An 18457-nucleotide genomic window follows, 5' to 3' on the forward strand; every position below is an offset into this window, starting at 1 on the left:
CTATGCAAAGTTCTCAAACACAGCAGGTATCCTCAGTCGTTAGTTATGGTGTATCAGCACAACTAAGTAATGACTTTAGCTTGTTACGAGAAACAAAAACCTGTTGTGGAACAAATCGTAAATTCTTTGATAAGAGTGTTGATCTGCTCGCACGAAATATCATCTGCCGAAATTATGGTAGCTTATGTTTTGAACTTTCACACTTATGCTGGGCAATCATTCATCATTCTCCCAAAAGTAATTTAATAGACTTTTTTTGGCTGCAGAATTCCCACACACCAAATGGCTTTATGCAATTTTTTGAAAAAGATAAGGAACAAGCACATTTGCTTGAACACGCACAAATATCAATACACGAAAATACACTTAGCATGACCTTGTTTAAAAAAAGTTTTCTAATCCACGCTTCAAGAGCGAATATTTTGTCTTGTTTTATGGAGTGGTTAGTGGGTAGTTTAGAGAGTATTTTAGATAAAATTGAGACGTGTTTGTATGGTGAAGGTTTCAATGCGATAAAAGCGCTTTCTAGTCTGTTACAAAAACTAATTTATGCTTATTTATCAGAACATTTACCGACAGCAAAATTACAGCGTCGATTGCGCTTATTAGACGATTTTTATTGTAAAACCACATCACCTAATAATGAGCAATTAAACAAGTGTTTGGTGATTGATGATGCAAATATTTTAGCTTTCTGGCAAAAATATAAAAATATTGAAGGACATAGCAAATACTTTGCAGTGGTAGAAGAAAGCCTGACGTATGTAAACGCAATTGAAGAAGTCAGAAATAAAGGCTTTGTTGCCAATGCTCAAAGTACTGAAAACTTTATGCTAGAGAGTGTATTATCGACTGAGCAATTGTTTGCTTGTTTGCCTCAAGATAAACAAGATAATATTGACTACGAGAGTTTGTTAAATCCTCCCAAAGCCCTAACTAAACAACAATATTCTATTATTAAATTATTAAGTTCACACTTTGAAATTTTGATGTTTGCACAATCATGGTTGCGTGCAAACTGTTTTGGTCAAGCGCAAAATGCAATACTACAATCGATTAGACAAAAACAAACAATTGATATTGAAGACGCTATTTCTAAAGAGGCTGATTATGAACAGTTAGTTCACCAAGTTCTGCAACTTATTGAACATAATAACGACACTCTATTGGCGAATATTGCAGTATTACAAATGTTAGAGCCATTTATGGCCTTGTCAATTATACAACTTATGGTAGATGCAGACGAACGGTATGAACGTCTTGCTATTATGCTAAAAATTGAATTTGCTCGGCATACTAATGCCAATTCGGATGATCTATTGAAGATTATTGAAGGGCAAGCTTGCTATCGAGAATTTACACAAAAAGCAAGCAAAGCATTGCAAAAAAATAATCGTAAAGGTTTTACTGATAAATCAATGATGTCTGTTTCAAATTATATATATTGTTCGCAGCAATTACTGAGCCTAAACAGCCATTTGAAGTTACTCTTAGCAAGCATTGAAGAATTAGGGCTATCCGAAACGAGTAAATTTTCGACTGATCGTCTTATATTTATAGAAGAGTTAAGTCAATTGTATTCGCAAGGTGCAAAGTAGTATGAACAAATTAGAGCAAATATTTGTTGCTAAGCGGCAATATCAGGGGCTATTAGATACAAAGTTTCAACATGAGGCTTGTGTAAGCATCAATATGCAAGAGATCGTAAACTATATTTTATCACCACACGATGCTTCCAATCGAGATGTGTTAAGTCTAATAAATAGCAGTTTGCACAAACGTCGTTTATATAAAAAGGCCTTACAATTCTTTAGCGATATGCAGAGCATGCCCCAGGTTGCGGCCAGTTCTGTGGATGTAAACGTTCGGTCTGCAGATGGCTTTGAGATTAAATGGGTTTTTGATGAAAGCATTGATAAACAAGTGTTTGTCATAGTAAAGTTAAGCAATGGATTAAATGCAGAACTAGACCCAGAAAAAACAAGGAAAGGGCTGTTTGTACACGCCGAATTTGCTGACCAATTTCATATGATATATTTCGAACACACAGAATCAAATAAATATCAGTTGCTAACAACGCAAGAGAGTGAAATATTCAGCTTAATTAGTCATCCAGAATCGCATCTATACATTGTGAGTTCATAGCATTGAAACGAGCTCAGGTGTATATTGCGACCACCAAAGGCTTAGTGCAAGTTCAGAGTATACATGCGCTGTCAGATCCAGACCTTCATTCAGTCGTAAGCATCAATAATACTTCAACACTGGCAAAAATATCGGCAGATTATCAAAGTTTTGTGCAAAAACCGCAGGGATTAATTCATGAATTATTTGGATGTCACGCATATCGCGTAAATATTGCTAGTCAGATTGACCAAGGCAACAGTTGGCAACTAGCTATTTTTTTAGCCCATGCACTAGCTGTCAGCAGTAAGAATATGTTGTTTACTGGTGTTGAAAACACGATTTTCATAGCAACTGGAAGAATAGACACAGTTAATCATAAGGTATTAAGTGTAGAAGGCTTGCCACAAAAATGTATTGCGGCCAATGCTCAAATATCTGCCTGGCAGGCACAAGGGCATGCTGTACATTTTTTTGTTCCTCATGGCAATTTGCGCCAGCCTTTGCCCGATACAAGTATAAATCTAACGCCTGTTCAATCGCTAACGCAAATTATTGACTTTTTATTGAATGAAAGTTTTCTTAAAGATTCGATTGACCTTAACAAAAGCGTTTCTAATAGCAGTGATGTAATGAACGATGTTGAATCATCCCCCAAACCAAATAAAAACTTGTCGGCAACTGTTAATTTAGAAAGAATAGACAGTGGAGATATTAATCATATTGAGTCTATTAAAACTCAAACGGGAAAGCATGACAAAACGCTACCAATAGACCAAGACAATATATCTTTCATACAGCAATTGCCCAAGACAATAAAAACGAAAGTGTTATTGGTAGTTTGTTCAGTTGTATTTGTGGCAATATATTTTTTGTTTGGAGAGTCTAGGACACAACACAAAATTGACCAATTTTCACTCGTTTCACACGTTTCTGAAAATCGGCAATTGTGCAGCTTAACAGCAAATAAACCGATAATATATACTGGTCAGTTAGGTCAAACTAGTTCGATAAACGCCTTAAACCTACAGCATTTGTGTTCACTTAGTTTAAAAACGTATACTGATTTTGCTCAAGTTTGGCTGGTATCGGAATCAAGTGCTATCGTACCTTTGTTTGGACAGGTTTCTCTGCCAGAGGATAACAAAAACAACGAGGGGTACTCGGTTACTTGGGGTATACCGCTTCCTTCTGAAAATATAATTCGTCAGTACTATCATATACTGCTGTTCCCCAACAAGGTGGATGCTGCTGATAAACAGAGTTTGCAATACTATCTATTGTTTATTCAATCTCAGCAGTCTCAGCATTCGACACAAGATATTGTATCGTGGTCTCATACACAAAACACACCAGTTTTTATTATTAAAAACGAGTTATACCAACCTTAAGAAAAAAACGTACTAATCGTTTTATAGGCTTCATTAAACCTTATTAGTTTTATATGGAGCGATAAATGACCCATCTTGTTTCTTTAACCAAAGCGTCGATTTTATTATGTTGTATTGCTGTCCTTGGAGGGTGTTATAGCAACACACACTCTTCACCAGCAGAAGTCATCGTCAGTAACGCCAGTTTTGAAAGACTTGATTCTACTTGCGTTGAACAGGTACTAGCATTACAACAAGCTATTAATTCACCTTCTGTTAGTCAGTATCTTTCGTTGGCTAATTCTGCTGAGCACTGCTTGCAAGATGTCGAATTTTCGCCAAAGCATCCAGATTTACAAACAGCGATGCAATTTAATGCGCTAGCAGTCGTTAATTTTGTCAATGCCGGCGACATTCAGTCTGCGCAACAAGCTTTGGACGCGTTTCATCAAAGATTTCCACAACAAGACTTATTATTGAATGATTTTTCTTCTTTTGTCGACACTGCCACCGCATTACTTAGACAACACGAATTAACCGCTTTTGATTTAACCATGTTGAATATTGCGCCAAGTTTACGGGATGAAATAACTAGAACTCGTAAGTGGACATTGCAATAAGGATAATAAAATGAAAATACTCAATAGAAAGACGTATATACATAAGATTGTAGTGCTCGTTTCGGTAATGAGCATCAATCAATTTGCTTATGCAGCCGAATCACAAGAGTGGCAACCAATTTCGGCGGAGTCATTGGTTAAATTACCCGCAAACCTAATTGAAAAGCGTATTCAACAAGACTTTAGGTTATCGCCGCTTTCAACAGAATTGCTTGCAGTTGAAAATAAAATGATGGATGAAAGTAATAAAATCCAAACACTAAAGTCCATAATTGAAGGCGCTGCACAGGATCAAATGATTGACGAAAAAGTTGACTTAGTGCAGGTGAAATCGAACTTTTTAGATTTATTGCAAAAAGGCCAGCAGATTAGACAGAGTCAATTGGAAAGTAAAATTGATGTTTATCAGAAGGTGCTCGAAAAACTATATCAAGGTAATAATGAAGAATTAAATTCAAAAGCATACCAGCTAAAAATAAGTCAACGAGCAGCAAAAGACCGTATGCAAAGAGTCATGCAACAAGTTGACGATAATTTATTACAAAATGGATTATCTGAACAGAGCCCTTATGCAAAAGAATTTGCCAGTAACTTGGCCAAAATAGACCAACTTAAAGATGCTATTGCAGCTCATAGCGCTAATTTAGCCGCAAGCATTGATGGCAGAGAAGTGAGCACTCAAGAATATATCAGACAATTATTGATGCAATCATCTAGTGAGCAGTCTCTGCTTGATCAAGAGGCCTTAATGCTAAGCTACATGGCTAAAATTGTCGCTTTAGATGCCCAATCGTTAGAATTCACAATTAGTGAAATTGAAGAAAAACAAGCACTCTCTTCGGCTGGTATTACCAACACACCTGCCAATTCAGTGTCCATATTCTTATAGGAATTATTATGAATGTATTGAAATTAGTATGTGTGACTTTAATCACATTAGTGAGCACCAGTGTATTGGCAATCGATCCAGCCTTAAGTTTAAAAAATCTTGAACGAGAGAGAGCGGCACTCATCAACGACCTCTTATCGCCATCGCTAATGTTGCAAGAACGTTTAAATTTGTTGAATAAAAGACAACAACATCTCACTGATATGGAAAGAATGGTGATGCGAGATGAGCGTTTATTAAATAGTGATTCAACGATTGTGATGCGAGCATTTAACGAATATGAGACAACATTCTTAGTACATGCAGGGGCAGAAAAATCATTAAGCGCAGCACAGCAGTGGCTTGACCAGGTTAATTTTAATAATGAAGCCATATTAAATGCGAGAGTAGGTTTTAGGAAATGATCTCAAGCTTGAAAAATATGGCAGATACTGAGCCAGCAAAACCATTGCATAATATGTTTTTTGCAATTGCCTGCCTTATTGGAGGGCTAGCCATAGTATTTGCTGGGCTGAGCTTCGTCACAAATATGCAAGTGGCCGATATATTGACTTGGATTGAGCAAAACTTTGGCCTAACGTTTAGCATTATTTTTGGCGCGTTGATATTACTGTCAATCATTGCAATTCATAGATTTAGTAAAACCCAGCAGGCAGATATATTTTTGTATTGGCACCAAATAGGAATACAAAGCGCAAATGCTATATCAACATTAGCGCTTACTTTTACACTTTTGGGAATTAGCCTAGGAATAGGAGCGTTGTCTGAACAAAGTCTAACACCTGAAAATGTGAACAATGTGATTAGTATCTTGACCAAGCAGTTTTCTATGGCTTTCATGACAACCGTAATTGGTTTACCTACGGCGACTGTAGTTAGAGCATGGGTAGCCATAATTTATACCAAGCGAAACGCCGAATTTGCAAAGTTTTTACCATCGGCAAGTGCCGAATAAATTTTATCTAATACTGTTAGGAGGCTTAACATGAAAGCACTTTTTATAACTTGTAGCATCATCGCAATCTTGTATTTGGGGTACCAGTCACAAATATGGGACTACTTTATTCCTGCGCATCAAGTTGAAAATAATGATGAGACAAATACGACTGGATCTATTCCATCTGATTCCATAAATAAAGACACTTTTTCAACAACATTAGCCACTAGAGATTTACCTGAGATTATTGCGCTAAATGAAAGGATAGATATTTTAAATAAAAAAATAGATGATTTAGAGAGAGCTCAACAGCAAAGCTTCCTTGACAGGGATACTCTAAACAATAAAACGACGTCATTGAGTGCATCACAAGAGCAAAAACAGAAACAAGAAAGTGATACTAGCGACCTTGACTTAGCCGCTCAGACCGATGAAAAACTGCAAAGCGAGCAAATTAAAAGATTAAATCAACAAGCCTTGTTGCGCGATCTTTCGCAAAAGCTTGAATTAACGGCTTTGTCTAGCCTGTCCAATTAATATCTGTCCAATTAATACCGATGTCACACATGGTCAGAGAAAACAACGATAGACGCTTTTACGCAGTTGCCACGCTTTTGTTAGTTGTGTTCACTTTTCTTCTCAATCATTTAATCGAGCAAAATAAGCTGGTTGAACAGGTCAATAAAACCCGAGTTACGCCAAGTGAACAATCGACCAAAACAGTTTTGACAGCATCTGTTCCTGTCAATATTAGTATGGCTAATTTTCAGCTACCTACGCCTTCAGAAATGAACGTTTCTTCAAGACAAGTAACGGCGCAAACTACGCAAGCATCTTCACAGAAAAGTACTAATAGAAAGTTATCACAAAAAAGCACTCATACCGAAGTAAAACAACAACTAAATAAGATGACAAAAATGAATGGAGATATGCTTCAATTAAAGTTTCCAGATTCCATTTCTAAAACCGAAGCCATATTGCAATACATGCATAATTGCATAGGAATAGACTTGGCGGCTTATACTGGAAAAAATTTGATAATGTTAAAGCAAAGACAAGCGTCACACAGTCCATTATTGCGCATTGCTAGCGGTCACATGACACAAATTGAGCATTCGTTACTAGAATTATATGCCTCACAACATCTCTTAGCGCGCTTGTATCCAATGTGGTTTGACATGCGATTGAGTCAAAAAATACATGAATATTCAGCGGGTGCCGATTTACAAAAATTTAGCGGGGTATATCAGTTAAAAGGACAAACTCTTTGGTTACATAATATCAATATGAATAACAAAAACGTGAGCGAAAGCTGGTTATTAGCGGATGCAGAAAATTGCCTGAAACAATAATTAGGCTAGACTGATTAAAAAAAGTATTCCCATCATGATTGGCTGGTGTAGAAGATAAATACTCAAGCTATGCTGTCCAGGCCAAACAAGCGTCGCAAGATGTTTACTATTGCTTAGGCTAGGTGCTAAGACGTCATTTTTCATCCATTCGCTATGTCCCAAACTTACGCCAATGAATACCAATCCCAACCATGGAAAAATAGCGACAAAGTCATTGGTATATTTAGGTAACCCGTCAAATAACAAGTGAAAAGGCCATCGACTTGGCACGACTTGCATCACACCTATCACAACAAACACAATGCCTATTGACAAACTAACGCGCGGGTAAGATACAAAAAAGATAACAATAACACTTGATAAGGCTAAGAAATGTAAAACGCCAAAAAATATCCAATTATCATTAATAGCGAAAAAAGTGGCGACTGATATTAGCAATGCACTGAGGGATATTTGCATTAAACGCAGAAAAAACTTTCGTCCTTTAAATTGCTTGGCATGAGCAAAACTAAGTGAAACACCTAAACATAAAAAGAAAAGACTTATAATAATCCATCTAAACTGTACCCAACCATGACCATCTGGAATATTCCAATTAATATAGCCAAAAAATTTTAAGTCATAAATAAAATGGAACACAACCATTAAGCAAATGGCGAATGTTCTGGCGATGTCGAGGGTAATATTACGATGCATAGCGAGAGGGTAGCATGGCATTAAAATAAAGAAAATGCTCGCGTATTTTTTTCTGGCGTGTTGATGTCTCAATCTATTAATAAGCCTTATTCGTATTAAATTTTATTAATGATGCTGTGTGAGCTTCTTTACATTAATTATTCTGCTAATGTGTAAAGATGATAAGAATAAATGAAGTATTTGAGATGAAAAATAATGTTGAATAAGGTGCCGACAAAAAACGATTTTTGGTTTTTACCCTTGGGTGGGACCGGTGAAATAGGCATGAATGTCAACTTATATGGTCACAACGGACAATGGATTATGATCGATTGCGGAGTGACCTTTAATGTCCCACAAAAGCAAGAAGACGACATAAATGAGAATGCAAAACGTTTTCCCGTCATGACAGCTGATTTTTCATTTATTACTAATCGCCCAAGTTCATTATCTGCCTTAGTATTGACTCATGCACATGAAGATCATATCGGTGCTGTAATTGCAATGTGGCCGCAGCTCAAATGTCAAATTTACGCTACTAAATTTACTGCTGAAGTACTCAGAAGAAAATTATATAGAGCAGGTATTGATCTAGATTTGCCAATTACTGAAGTTGAACCTGGGTGGATATTGGATATCGGCCCCTTTACTTTACAATGGATTGAAATTACGCATTCTATACCAGAGTCCAATGCACTCTTAATAACAACTCCTGTAAGCAAAGTGTTGCATACAGGAGATTGGAAAATTGATGATACACCTGTAGTAGGTACAGCCTTTAATCGGCCCTTTTTCAAAGAGCTCGTTTCAGAGAAAATAGATGTAGTCGTTTGTGATTCAACAAACGCACTAAAAGACGGATATTCGCTTTCAGAAAAGGCATGTGAAAAGGGTTTAGGCACTTACATTAGCCAAGCTTCTGGACGTGTGGTTGTGACGTGCTTTGCGAGCAATATTGCCCGTTTAGTATCCATTGCTAAGATTGCCCAAGCGAGCGGGAGGTATATTTGTGTGTTAGGGCCGGCAATAGAGAACATGATCAGTATTGCACGATATGCTGGCTATTGGCCATCTGACATTAGCATTACGCCACGACGACACATCGGTTATTTGCCTAAGCATGAAGTACTGATTATCGCATCTGGCTCACAGGGCGAACCCAAGGCAAGTATGACTCGACTTGCAAAAGATGAGCATCGCGATTGTGAATTAGACGAGGGCGATACCGTTATTTTTAGCAGTATCGTAATTCCTGGCAATGAAAAGCCCATAAAAACCTTAATCGATTTATTAGAAAAACGTAAAATTAGGGTCGTTGATTCAAACAATGCGGAACATACGATTCACGCTTCTGGCCATCCCAATCGAGAAGATCTAACAGATTTGTTTAACAGTGTACGACCAAAATGTGTAGTACCAGTTCATGGCGAACCTCGGCATTTAAAAGCATGTGCTGAACAAGCTAAGTTGACTCAAATACCGCACCAGCTAACCGCTCTAAACGGTGATCTTTATAGTTTCTCGCCTAAATTTGCAATATTTAAAAAAGCAATCTCTGCCGGCCGAACTCCTCTTTGAATATGATATATTTGAAAGGTTATATGCTTTTCAGCGAGCAAGGGTTTAGCAGAACAGGAAGGCGTTTCGCATAGACATATCATGTTTCCGACTTGATTTTATAAAAGCTAAAGTCTTAGTATGAGCCAATGGAATAGCTGTGAAAAATATTGCCAAGAAGAAGGTGGTTGTTATGCAAAATACCGATAAAGAGGCATCCGTACTGCATTCCAGTACAGATATTGAGGTGGATACTGGTATTCGTCAACCGAGTAAACCAATACATAATCAAGCTGCTGTTTGTTTGCAGAGTTTTGAAAAGGTATTGGGTGCTAACAATATAAGTGCTGATCCGAACAAGAACCAACATTATCGTAAAGGTTGGCGTTCAGGTGAAGGGAGTGCTTTGGCAGTGTTATTTCCACAAGACTTGTTGCAGTTATGGGAAGTATTGAAAATTGCAGTAAAACAAAAGCTGATTGTTATAATGCAAGCTGCAAATACTGGGTTAACGGAAGGCTCTACGCCTAGCGGCAATGATTATGATAGGCCTGTTATAGTGATTAACACGCTTGCCTTAGATGATATTGTTTTACTCAATAAGGGCAAACAGGTTCTTAGTTTTCCCGGCGCAACTTTGCACAAACTAGAAGAAACATTAAGCAAGGTTAATCGGTCGCCACATTCGGTCATTGGCTCTTCCACTTTGGGTGCGACAGTAGTGGGTGGCATTGCAAACAACTCTGGTGGTGCCTTAGTCAAGAGAGGACCGGCTTACACTGAACTATCAGTGTTTGCGAAAATAAACGAGCATGGGCAACTTTTGTTAGTTAATCATCTTGGGATAAAGCTTGGTGACGATGCCGACACTATCATTAAAAACTTAGCGACTAGAAATTTTCCTACGGACGATATTGAACAAGGTAATCGAAGTGCTAGCGATACTTTATATCAAGCTCGAATCAAAAATATAGATGCAGACACACCAAGTCGATTTAATGCTGATCCGAGGCGTTTATATGAGGCAAGTGGCTGCGCCGGGAAGTTAGCTGTTTTTGCCGTTAGAGTCGATTCACATCCTGTAAATCGAGTAGAAAAAAGTTTTTATATTGGAACCAATGATGCAAATGACTTATATCAACTTCGTCGACAATTATTATCTCAGTTGAATGGATTACCTGAAGTCGGTGAGTATATGCATCGAGACATATTTGATATTGCCGAAAAATATGGCAAGGACACATTTTTAAGTGTCTTACATTTAGGCACTAAGCGATTACCTAATTTATTTGCCAAAAAAGGGCGAGTTGATGCATTGCTAAATAAAGTAAAGTGGTTGCCCCCATACTTGAGCGACCGAATAATGCAACACTTGAGTCGATTGTTTCCAAGCCATATTCCCGAGCGTATGAAGGCGTATCGCAAAGAATACGAACATCATTTAGTATTAAAACTAAGTAACGAAGATATTGAGAAAGGGCATAATATATTAACAGCGTATTTTGCTAACAGTAACAGCGGGAACTTTTTTGAATGCGATCAAGATGAAGCGAAAAAAGCTTATTTGCATCGTTTTGCCGCTGCTGGGGCCGCTATTCGTTATCAAACAATGCACAACAAAGAAGTAGGAAGCATACTAGCACTTGATATTGCCCTAAAACGTAATGAAATTAACTGGGTTGAATCTTTCCCGCCTGATATCGAAAAACATATAGAAAAGAAACTCTATTATGGTCACTTTTTTTGTTATGTCTTTCATCAAGATTATATTCTCAAAAAAGGCGTAAATGCGCATGATGTGAAAAAGATGATGTTAACTCAGTTAGATAAACGTGGCGCAAAATATCCTGCTGAACATAACGTAGGCTATTTGTACAAAGCTGAAGACCCATTAAAGCAGTTTTACACGAGCTTAGATCCTACTAATACCTTTAATCCGGGCATCGGCAAGCTTGAAAAAACGCAGCGGAATTGTCAATGTTGTTTGTAAAAGCAAATAGCTAAATATTGCTTTGTGCGGTATCATTCATTACAAGTAAAAGAGTAGACGCGTTGCTTGCTGGGAAAGGGAATTTTGCATTTTGTACGGCATAAAAAAATATGACTTAAGCATCAAAAACTATAAATCATTTTCTGGTTTTTGGTGTTCACTTAACTGTTATTTGATACCAAAAATCACCATGGTATTGTTATTTGCTTTAAGTCTTAGTGTTACCCACGCGCAGGTCATGAATGGTGCGGCTATTCAATCACCGAGATTGATGTATATAGATACCGATCAAGGTTTAGACCAAAATACAATTCACGATATACTTGTCGATAAACAAGGATTTGTTTGGATAGGTACTGAAGAAGGCCTCAATCGTTTTGATGGCACAAAAGTGCTACAAGTTAACGATATCCACAATCATATTGTCAACTCTTCGATTTATCATATATTTGAGCATAGCTCTGGACGACTTATTTTAAGTACATCTAACCGAGGAGTAGTTTCGTTAGATTTGCAGCATAAGACGATTGATACCCTTTTGGCTGTTGATTCAAAATTAGCGCCGAGCTGGTTTCAAGACTCTTCTTCAATGTTTGAAGCAGATAATGGCGACATCATTGTTGGGTTAAATGAAGGCGTTTACCGATACTCATTCAAGACTAAAAGCGCTGTTTTACTATTTGAATTAAGTATTGCACAAATTAATCAAGGCTTCAGCATCCGAAGCATCTATCAACACAAACAGGTATTGTACATTGGTACTACCAATGGCCTTTTTGGATTTAATGTAAATTCTGGCGAGACTTTCACTATTTTTTCTCCAGGTCCCAAGGGTGCCGATACGGCAAATGTAAAATTATTAAAATCGTTCGACAAAGAAACATTATTTGTTGGCACAGTGCAAGGTTTGCACGCTTTCAACTTGGCCGAACTAGACAAATACATTACGCAATCATGGGGTGACATTTCATATCAAACGATTAATGATATTCGTAATATCTGGGATATGATAAAAATTAATGAAAAACTCTATTTCGCCAGTGATATTGGTCTTTATTCAATAGAGGGTGATAGTTATCAAACGAGTTTTCTGTTCCGAGCCATCAAGAATTATGAAGCTTTGTCCAGCAGTGATATTTTAAATTTAAGTGTCGATAAAGCAGGTAGTTTGTGGTTTGGAACTGAGTATAGTGGAGCAATGAAGTGGTCTCCAAATAGTCAGCGATTTAAAAATATTAACAATTCGATATTTACCCCAGAAAACAAAAGGCTAAGTAATAACGTTGTTTGGTCTATTTATCAATACGATGCTAATAGTCTATTTATTGGCACTAATAATGGTTTAAATAGATATGATTTAACGTCAGGCAATATTAAACAATATTATAAAACCAGTCCTAATTTAGCCAAATTTTCAGCGTCAGAAATTTCTCAAATCAATTCTTCCGAAACAGGTTATTTGTGGCTAATTACTGGTGATGGATTAAGAAAATTTGATATAGAAAACAATCAATTTGTTTCGTTCGACTTTAATAATAAAGCTATTAATGAACTATTTACAGAATTCATTTATTCATTTGTACCAATAAATAACAATGTTTATTGGGTATTAACAGATAACGGCGCTTTTTATGTCGATGTGAAAAACAGTGAGCTAAAAAAAATAGATTTACAGTCATATAATATTGCTGTGGCTGATACTTATAAGTTTTTAGGTGTAGATACAAAATCTAAAATGATGCTGTTAGCCAGTGCAGCGCAACTTTGGGGAATTAATACTGAAACACTAACGCTTACTTTATTACATTCAATAAAAGCTGAGGGAACACGTCGAAGTATTTATCCAGGTAGTTTTGCCCGTGACAATGAAGGCTCTTTTTGGCTGTCTTACCCAGGAAATGGTTTATATAAGTTAAATGGAAATTCATTTACCACACTTGCTAAGTACACCAATGAAAAATATTTACCGACCCACCTTATATATGATTTGAAATTTGATAATGATGGCTTGTTGTGGTTTTCATCTCATTCAGGTTTACATAGATTTGATACAAAAAACTTAAATGTACAAAGTTTTGGTTTTGCAAATGGCCTAGCCACCAGCGAATTCAATGAAGGAGCGATTGAGGTGTTGTCTGATGGCAGTTTAGTCTATGGCGCTAATTTGGGTTTTACCATGTTTCATCCCTCTGAATTAAGCGAACAAATACCTGAAATTACATCTCCTTCTATTACTGAAATACAATTGGCTTCTCGGTCGTTAAATATGCCATTGACCTTACTGAATGATATGACGATTAATTTAAATTATGACGACGTAGGTTTAACCTTATATTTTTCAACACTATCCAGTACAACTAATGCCAGCAAAAAGTATCGATATCGTATCGTGTCAGGAAATAAAATAAGTAATTATCCAAACCTCAGCGAAGGCAAATTGTTATTGCCCACTTTATCATCTGGCAAACATACTATTGAAATATATCCTGCTGGAGTGAGTAACGAGATGGCAGTGGCATCGTTACATTTAAACATTGCGCACCCCCAATTTTTGTCACCCTTCGCATACTTTGTATATGCTTTTTCGGCAGTGTCAATATGCATAGTTTGGTATTGGCGTAGACGTAAAATCACTCATTTGATAAACAATGCAAACCTACAAATAAAGCAGAATAATAAAATACTGACCAATGCACTCAAAGTAAATAATGCCCATGCTTGGGAGTGGGATGCCCAAACCAATATCCTGAAGGGTAAGCGCCCAGAGAATGTGTTAGAAAACAACGGTACAAACAAACAATCCCTCCCTCCCAACACGACCCTTGATAAGTTTATCGAGCATATATATGAGCCAGATAGACAAGACTATATTAAAGCTTGGAACCTCTTCATTGCCGTAAAGCAGGCCTCATTTGACCATACTTATAGAGTGATGAGCGGTCAAAATACTATTAAATGGTATCGTGATCTTAGCAATAAACAAATGTCAGCCGACAATACAAAATTACTATCGGTTGCGGGCACCACTTCCGAAGTAACAAATATCATTACTAACCAGAATAGATTAAAGCAGTTTGGCAATGTCTTTGAGCACACAAGAGATTGGGTATTGATATTTGATTCAAATAAAACCTTAGTAGCGAGTAATCAGGCTTTTCGAAAAGCGTTTAATTTAATAGACAAAAATAACCGTTTTAAACATAGTGAAGCAAGTGTTATTGAAAATCAGGAGCTTTTCTATAAGACCTTAAAAAAATTAAGCAGTATGCAAGCCGGCGATAAGATAAAAATGGAACATGTCGTCAAAATAGGTAGCAAAAAGCTATCCTTACTGACAAATATTAACGCAATCGCGAGCGAATTGAATCCGTCTGAAGTCGACAGTTACTTGATTGTATCTACTGATATAACTGAGCAAGTAGCCAGTAATAATGCACTGCAGCAAATGAAAAACTTTGACAAACTTACAGGTTTAATGAACAAGCATTTATTTTTAGAACGATTGCAACAGTCTATTGAGTATGCTGCAACACACGACGATGTGTTAGCGCTTTTGTATATTGATTTGAATAGCTTCAAACAAACCAACAATAATATTGGACTTGATGCAGGCGATGATATTTTGCAAGAAGTCGGAAAACGCCTTGTCGCGTTTTTTGGAGCTAAGACGGTAATTGCCCGTTTGGTCGGTGATGAATTTGTTGTTGTTTTAGAAAATGTCAACACTAGAGACGAGATAGACGAAATCGCAAATAACTTGTTAAAAGACGTAGAGAGCATTATTACATTAAAAAACATTTCAACGACAGTATCAGCCAATATTGGCATTGCAGTTTTGGATGAAGCTTGTCATTCTGCTGAAACGCTATTATTCAGGGCACACCTTGCGTTAAATCAGTCTAAAATAACAGGAAACAAGCGTTATAGCTTTTATACTGATTCAATGAACCAAGAGTTTCAGACACAATCGAGCTTGTTCACCAATATTAATTTGGCGACTAAAAACAAACAATTCATTAATTATTATCAGCCTATAATTGATATGCACAATGGCAAGACCATCGGTTTTGAAGTACTTCTTAGATGGCCTTTATTTAGCAAAGATAAACCGTTAAAGCCATCTGATTTTTTAGCGATAGCAGAATCGGTAGGATGCATCAATAATATTACAAATCAATCCATAGAAGATGCATTAACAGATCTTGCAAAATGGCAAGAATCTGGTTTTGATGGGTATATATCACTTAATATGACAGAGCAGCATATATTAGGATTTGATTTTGCGGCACTGTCTAAGTTGCAAACTAAACTCAAAATTCCTAATAAATTTATAAAGTTTGAAATCAATGAAGATCTTTGCATTAACAATAAAGAAAGTGTTGAACACTTCGTCAAAGACAGCCATCAACTCGGCTATGAAATAGCGTTAGATGACTTTGGTAAAACTTATTCCTCATACAAGTTTATCAAAGATATTAATTTTGATAGTTTGATCACAGACCGACAAATTATTCACGATATGTCCTTCCAATTTGATGCCCGTGCAATGGCAAGTGTTATTTATACAGCAGCAGAAAGAAAAGCGATGGTGTTGAGGACGAAGGGAATAGAAACAGTTGATCAGTTAGATTTTGCGATGCAAAACAAAAGTCTATATGTTCAAGGATTTTTATTTTCTCACCCTTTAACTTTTATTGAATCAATGGATTTCCTATTTATTGACTGGTTAAAATGCATTGAGATCAAAAAGAATGCAGACCACAAAAAAAAGGCACCAGTTATAAAGTTACCGAAGGCCCCAAAATAAAACTTTCATGAACAATAAAATTCATTCGAATAAACTTTACGATATCTTTTACAAAAAACAGTTAACAGATATGACCATTTAGGTATTATGATACGTATGTTAATCACGTGTTAAATAAATAAAAGTTTAGGATCATATATGCCTTTGGATAATACGAATCAAGCTGCTGTTGCTGGTGTACAAAATACAATAATTTCCCCCCTAGAAATGCTGTACAAATGGGAAAAAGAAAATACCGAACAGCATTATATGACGCAGCCTGTTAAAGGTGAAACACGCACTTTCACTTGGGGGCAAACTGCTGAAACTGCAAGACGCGTTGCCGCCAAACTCAAATCTTATGATTACCCGAAAGGAACGAGAATTGGTATTTTAGGTAAGAATACGGCTGAATGGGTGATCACTGATTTGGCTATTATGATGGCCGGTTATGTGTCGGTGCCGATTTTCTCAACTGCCGGCAAAGATACCATCACGTATGTGCTAGAACATGCTGAGTGTCCTTTACTTTTTGTTGGAAAGTTAGATAACACCGCTGCAATTAACGCTATTGAAACTGACGACTTAATTAAAGTTGGTTTCCCTTATGACGATGTAAGTGCAGACATCGATTGGGGAACATTTACTGATATAGAACCCATGCAAGAAAGTCCAGTTCACGACATGAACGATATTATGACTATTATTTATACTTCGGGCAGCACTGGACAACCTAAAGGGGTTGTGCATACATACAACACGATAAATTGGGCCGCACGAAACTCGCTGAATGCACTTGAGGTTAGCGCTAAAGACAGAGTAATGAGCTATCTTCCGTTAGCACATATAACTGAAAGAGTACTGATTGAGCTAGCCAGTCTTTATGCGGGGACGTCAATACACTTTGTGGAGTCATTAGAATCGTTTACTAGAGATGTAAAAGATTGTCAGCCAACTCTATTCATTTCGGTGCCACGCTTATGGACTAAGTTTCAAATGGGGGTTTTATCACAAATTCCTCAGAAAAAGCTGAGTTTTTTGTTGAGTATCCCGTTTGTAGGTAAAAAAGTTGCTAAAAAAGTTCGAGACGGCCTAGGGTTTGGATCAGCAAGAATGTGGGCATCAGGCTCTGCGCCGATTCCACCAGCAACGATTGAATGGTTCAGTAAAATAGGTGTGGATATATCCGAAGGTTGGGGTATGACTGAAAACAGCGCTTATGGGACGTCAACCATACCATTTCGGGCTGACAAAATTGGCAGTATTGGTAAAGCATACGATGGTGTCGAAGTGAGAATCGCGGAAGACGGTGAAATCCAAGTAAAAGGGACATGTAACATGGTCGGTTACTACAAAGACCAAGAAAAAACAGACGAAGTTTTCACTAGTGATGGTTATTTAAGAACAGGTGACAAAGGGGTCATAGATGATGATGGTTTTGTATTTATCACTGGACGATTAAAAGACATATTTAAAACCGAAAAAGGTAAGTATGTTGCTCCAGCACCCATAGAAGCTTCAATTATGGAGAACTCGATGGTTGAACAGGTGTGTGTTACAGGTACTAGTTTGCCACAACCTATTGCCTTATTAGTGCTATCAGCAGACGCTAGGACAGAAGCAAAAGACATTGTCACTGAAGCGCTGACTAATACTTTAAATGAGGTTAACGCTCAACTGGAAAGTCATCAACGCATGGACCGTGTCATCGTTTTTACAGAAGAATGGTCAGTGGAAAACGAATTACTTACGCCAACACTTAAAGTTAAAAGACATGTTATTGAAGAAAAGTTTAAAGACGCAATTACAGGTAAATATTCTGACAAAGTAGTTTGGGGTGACTAACTTATGGGTGTCAAAACTAACATAGTGCTTAAGTAACAATATATCTTTTTCAAATGATTTGCGACAAGACAGTGCAAACCTTAAATAGCTTGCACAATTGCAGTTCAAAAAATGTATAAGAAAGGCATCGGTTTTTTTAAGCTATTGAATTGTAAGTGAAATTAATATTGGCAAGGCAATTGCTATAGTATAAGTGTTGTGTGTGCTAAGTTGTTTTAGTTTAGTTGATTTGTATGAGCTAAAACATCAAAAGCAGTTTCGTTGCATGTATTATTGTAAGTAATACATGCAACGTTTTTTCTTTTCAACTTT

14 protein-coding genes are annotated in these 18457 nt (G+C 37.0%); 13 read left to right on the forward strand and 1 reads right to left on the reverse strand.

What is annotated here, in order from left to right; all coding sequences use genetic code 11:
• Positions 1–2 precede the first annotated feature (2 nt).
• The 9 genes from RM552_RS04275 to RM552_RS04315 all read left to right on the forward strand — a co-directional run bounded on the left by RM552_RS04275 (position 3) and on the right by RM552_RS04315 (position 7292).
• Positions 3–1598, forward strand: a complete 1596-nt coding sequence (locus RM552_RS04275) for a hypothetical protein (RefSeq protein WP_311367542.1) — start codon at positions 3–5, stop codon at positions 1596–1598.
• Position 1599: 1 nt separating this feature from the next.
• On the forward strand, positions 1600–2145 hold the full coding sequence (locus tag RM552_RS04280; RefSeq protein ID WP_311367543.1) for a hypothetical protein: 546 nt from the start codon (positions 1600–1602) through the stop codon (positions 2143–2145).
• A gap of 2 nt (positions 2146–2147) precedes the next feature.
• A complete protein-coding gene (locus RM552_RS04285; RefSeq protein WP_311367544.1) occupies positions 2148–3515 on the forward strand; it encodes a hypothetical protein in 1368 nt (455 codons plus the stop codon).
• Between the two features lie 65 nt (positions 3516–3580).
• Positions 3581–4114: a hypothetical protein gene (locus tag RM552_RS04290; protein ID WP_311367545.1), complete on the forward strand. Its 534-nt coding sequence runs from the start codon at positions 3581–3583 to the stop codon at positions 4112–4114.
• Between the two features lie 10 nt (positions 4115–4124).
• Positions 4125–5003 (forward strand): hypothetical protein, encoded by an 879-nt coding sequence (locus tag RM552_RS04295; RefSeq protein WP_311367546.1) that lies wholly within the window; start codon positions 4125–4127, stop codon positions 5001–5003.
• Between the two features lie 8 nt (positions 5004–5011).
• Positions 5012–5407: a hypothetical protein gene (locus RM552_RS04300; RefSeq protein WP_311367547.1), complete on the forward strand. Its 396-nt coding sequence runs from the start codon at positions 5012–5014 to the stop codon at positions 5405–5407.
• Positions 5408–5424: 17 nt separating this feature from the next.
• Positions 5425–5958 (forward strand): hypothetical protein, encoded by a 534-nt coding sequence (locus tag RM552_RS04305; RefSeq protein WP_432277192.1) that lies wholly within the window; start codon positions 5425–5427, stop codon positions 5956–5958.
• Positions 5959–5988: 30 nt separating this feature from the next.
• Entirely contained in the window at positions 5989–6477 is a 489-nt protein-coding gene (locus tag RM552_RS04310) for a hypothetical protein (protein ID WP_311367549.1), read from the forward strand.
• Positions 6478–6506: 29 nt separating this feature from the next.
• Complete coding sequence (locus tag RM552_RS04315) at positions 6507–7292, forward strand: hypothetical protein (RefSeq protein ID WP_311367550.1); 786 nt, start codon at positions 6507–6509, stop codon at positions 7290–7292.
• Here RM552_RS04315 and RM552_RS04320 read toward each other — a convergent pair whose 3' ends face one another.
• On the reverse strand, positions 7293–8060 hold the full coding sequence (locus tag RM552_RS04320) for a heparan-alpha-glucosaminide N-acetyltransferase (protein WP_311367551.1): 768 nt from the start codon (positions 8058–8060) through the stop codon (positions 7293–7295).
• Between the two features lie 123 nt (positions 8061–8183).
• Here RM552_RS04320 and RM552_RS04325 point away from each other — a divergent pair, with 123 nt between their 5' ends.
• From RM552_RS04325 to RM552_RS04340, 4 genes are all read left to right on the forward strand, one after another.
• Positions 8184–9545, forward strand: coding sequence for a ribonuclease J (locus tag RM552_RS04325; protein ID WP_311367552.1), 1362 nt, complete (start codon positions 8184–8186; stop codon positions 9543–9545).
• A gap of 172 nt (positions 9546–9717) precedes the next feature.
• Positions 9718–11514 (forward strand): D-lactate dehydrogenase, encoded by a 1797-nt coding sequence (gene dld / locus RM552_RS04330; RefSeq protein ID WP_311368273.1) that lies wholly within the window; start codon positions 9718–9720, stop codon positions 11512–11514.
• 91 nt (positions 11515–11605) lie between these two features.
• On the forward strand, positions 11606–16321 hold the full coding sequence (locus RM552_RS04335; RefSeq protein ID WP_311367553.1) for an EAL domain-containing protein: 4716 nt from the start codon (positions 11606–11608) through the stop codon (positions 16319–16321).
• Positions 16322–16459: 138 nt separating this feature from the next.
• Positions 16460–18145, forward strand: a complete 1686-nt coding sequence (locus RM552_RS04340) for an AMP-binding protein (RefSeq protein ID WP_311367554.1) — start codon at positions 16460–16462, stop codon at positions 18143–18145.
• The last annotated feature ends 312 nt before the right edge of the window (positions 18146–18457 follow it).

It is taken from the genome of Glaciecola petra (assembly GCF_031846345.1).
GTDB lineage: Bacteria > Pseudomonadota > Gammaproteobacteria > Enterobacterales > Alteromonadaceae > Glaciecola > Glaciecola petra.

Bases quoted from the DNA above. Each gene is read 5' to 3' on its own strand.
- RM552_RS04275 (WP_311367542.1), top strand. From the start codon at position 3: ATGCAAAGTTCTCAAACACAGCAGGTATCCTCAGTCGTTAGTTATGGT.
- RM552_RS04280 (WP_311367543.1), top strand. From the start codon at position 1,600: ATGAACAAATTAGAGCAAATATTTGTTGCTAAGCGGCAATATCAGGGG.
- RM552_RS04290 (WP_311367545.1), top strand. From the start codon at position 3,581: ATGACCCATCTTGTTTCTTTAACCAAAGCGTCGATTTTATTATGTTGT.
- RM552_RS04295 (WP_311367546.1), top strand. From the start codon at position 4,125: ATGAAAATACTCAATAGAAAGACGTATATACATAAGATTGTAGTGCTC.
- RM552_RS04300 (WP_311367547.1), top strand. From the start codon at position 5,012: ATGAATGTATTGAAATTAGTATGTGTGACTTTAATCACATTAGTGAGC.
- RM552_RS04305 (WP_432277192.1), top strand. From the start codon at position 5,425: ATGGCAGATACTGAGCCAGCAAAACCATTGCATAATATGTTTTTTGCA.
- RM552_RS04310 (WP_311367549.1), top strand. From the start codon at position 5,989: ATGAAAGCACTTTTTATAACTTGTAGCATCATCGCAATCTTGTATTTG.
- RM552_RS04315 (WP_311367550.1), top strand. From the start codon at position 6,507: ATGGTCAGAGAAAACAACGATAGACGCTTTTACGCAGTTGCCACGCTT.
- RM552_RS04325 (WP_311367552.1), top strand. From the start codon at position 8,184: ATGTTGAATAAGGTGCCGACAAAAAACGATTTTTGGTTTTTACCCTTG.
- dld (WP_311368273.1), top strand. From the start codon at position 9,718: ATGCAAAATACCGATAAAGAGGCATCCGTACTGCATTCCAGTACAGAT.
- RM552_RS04340 (WP_311367554.1), top strand. From the start codon at position 16,460: ATGCCTTTGGATAATACGAATCAAGCTGCTGTTGCTGGTGTACAAAAT.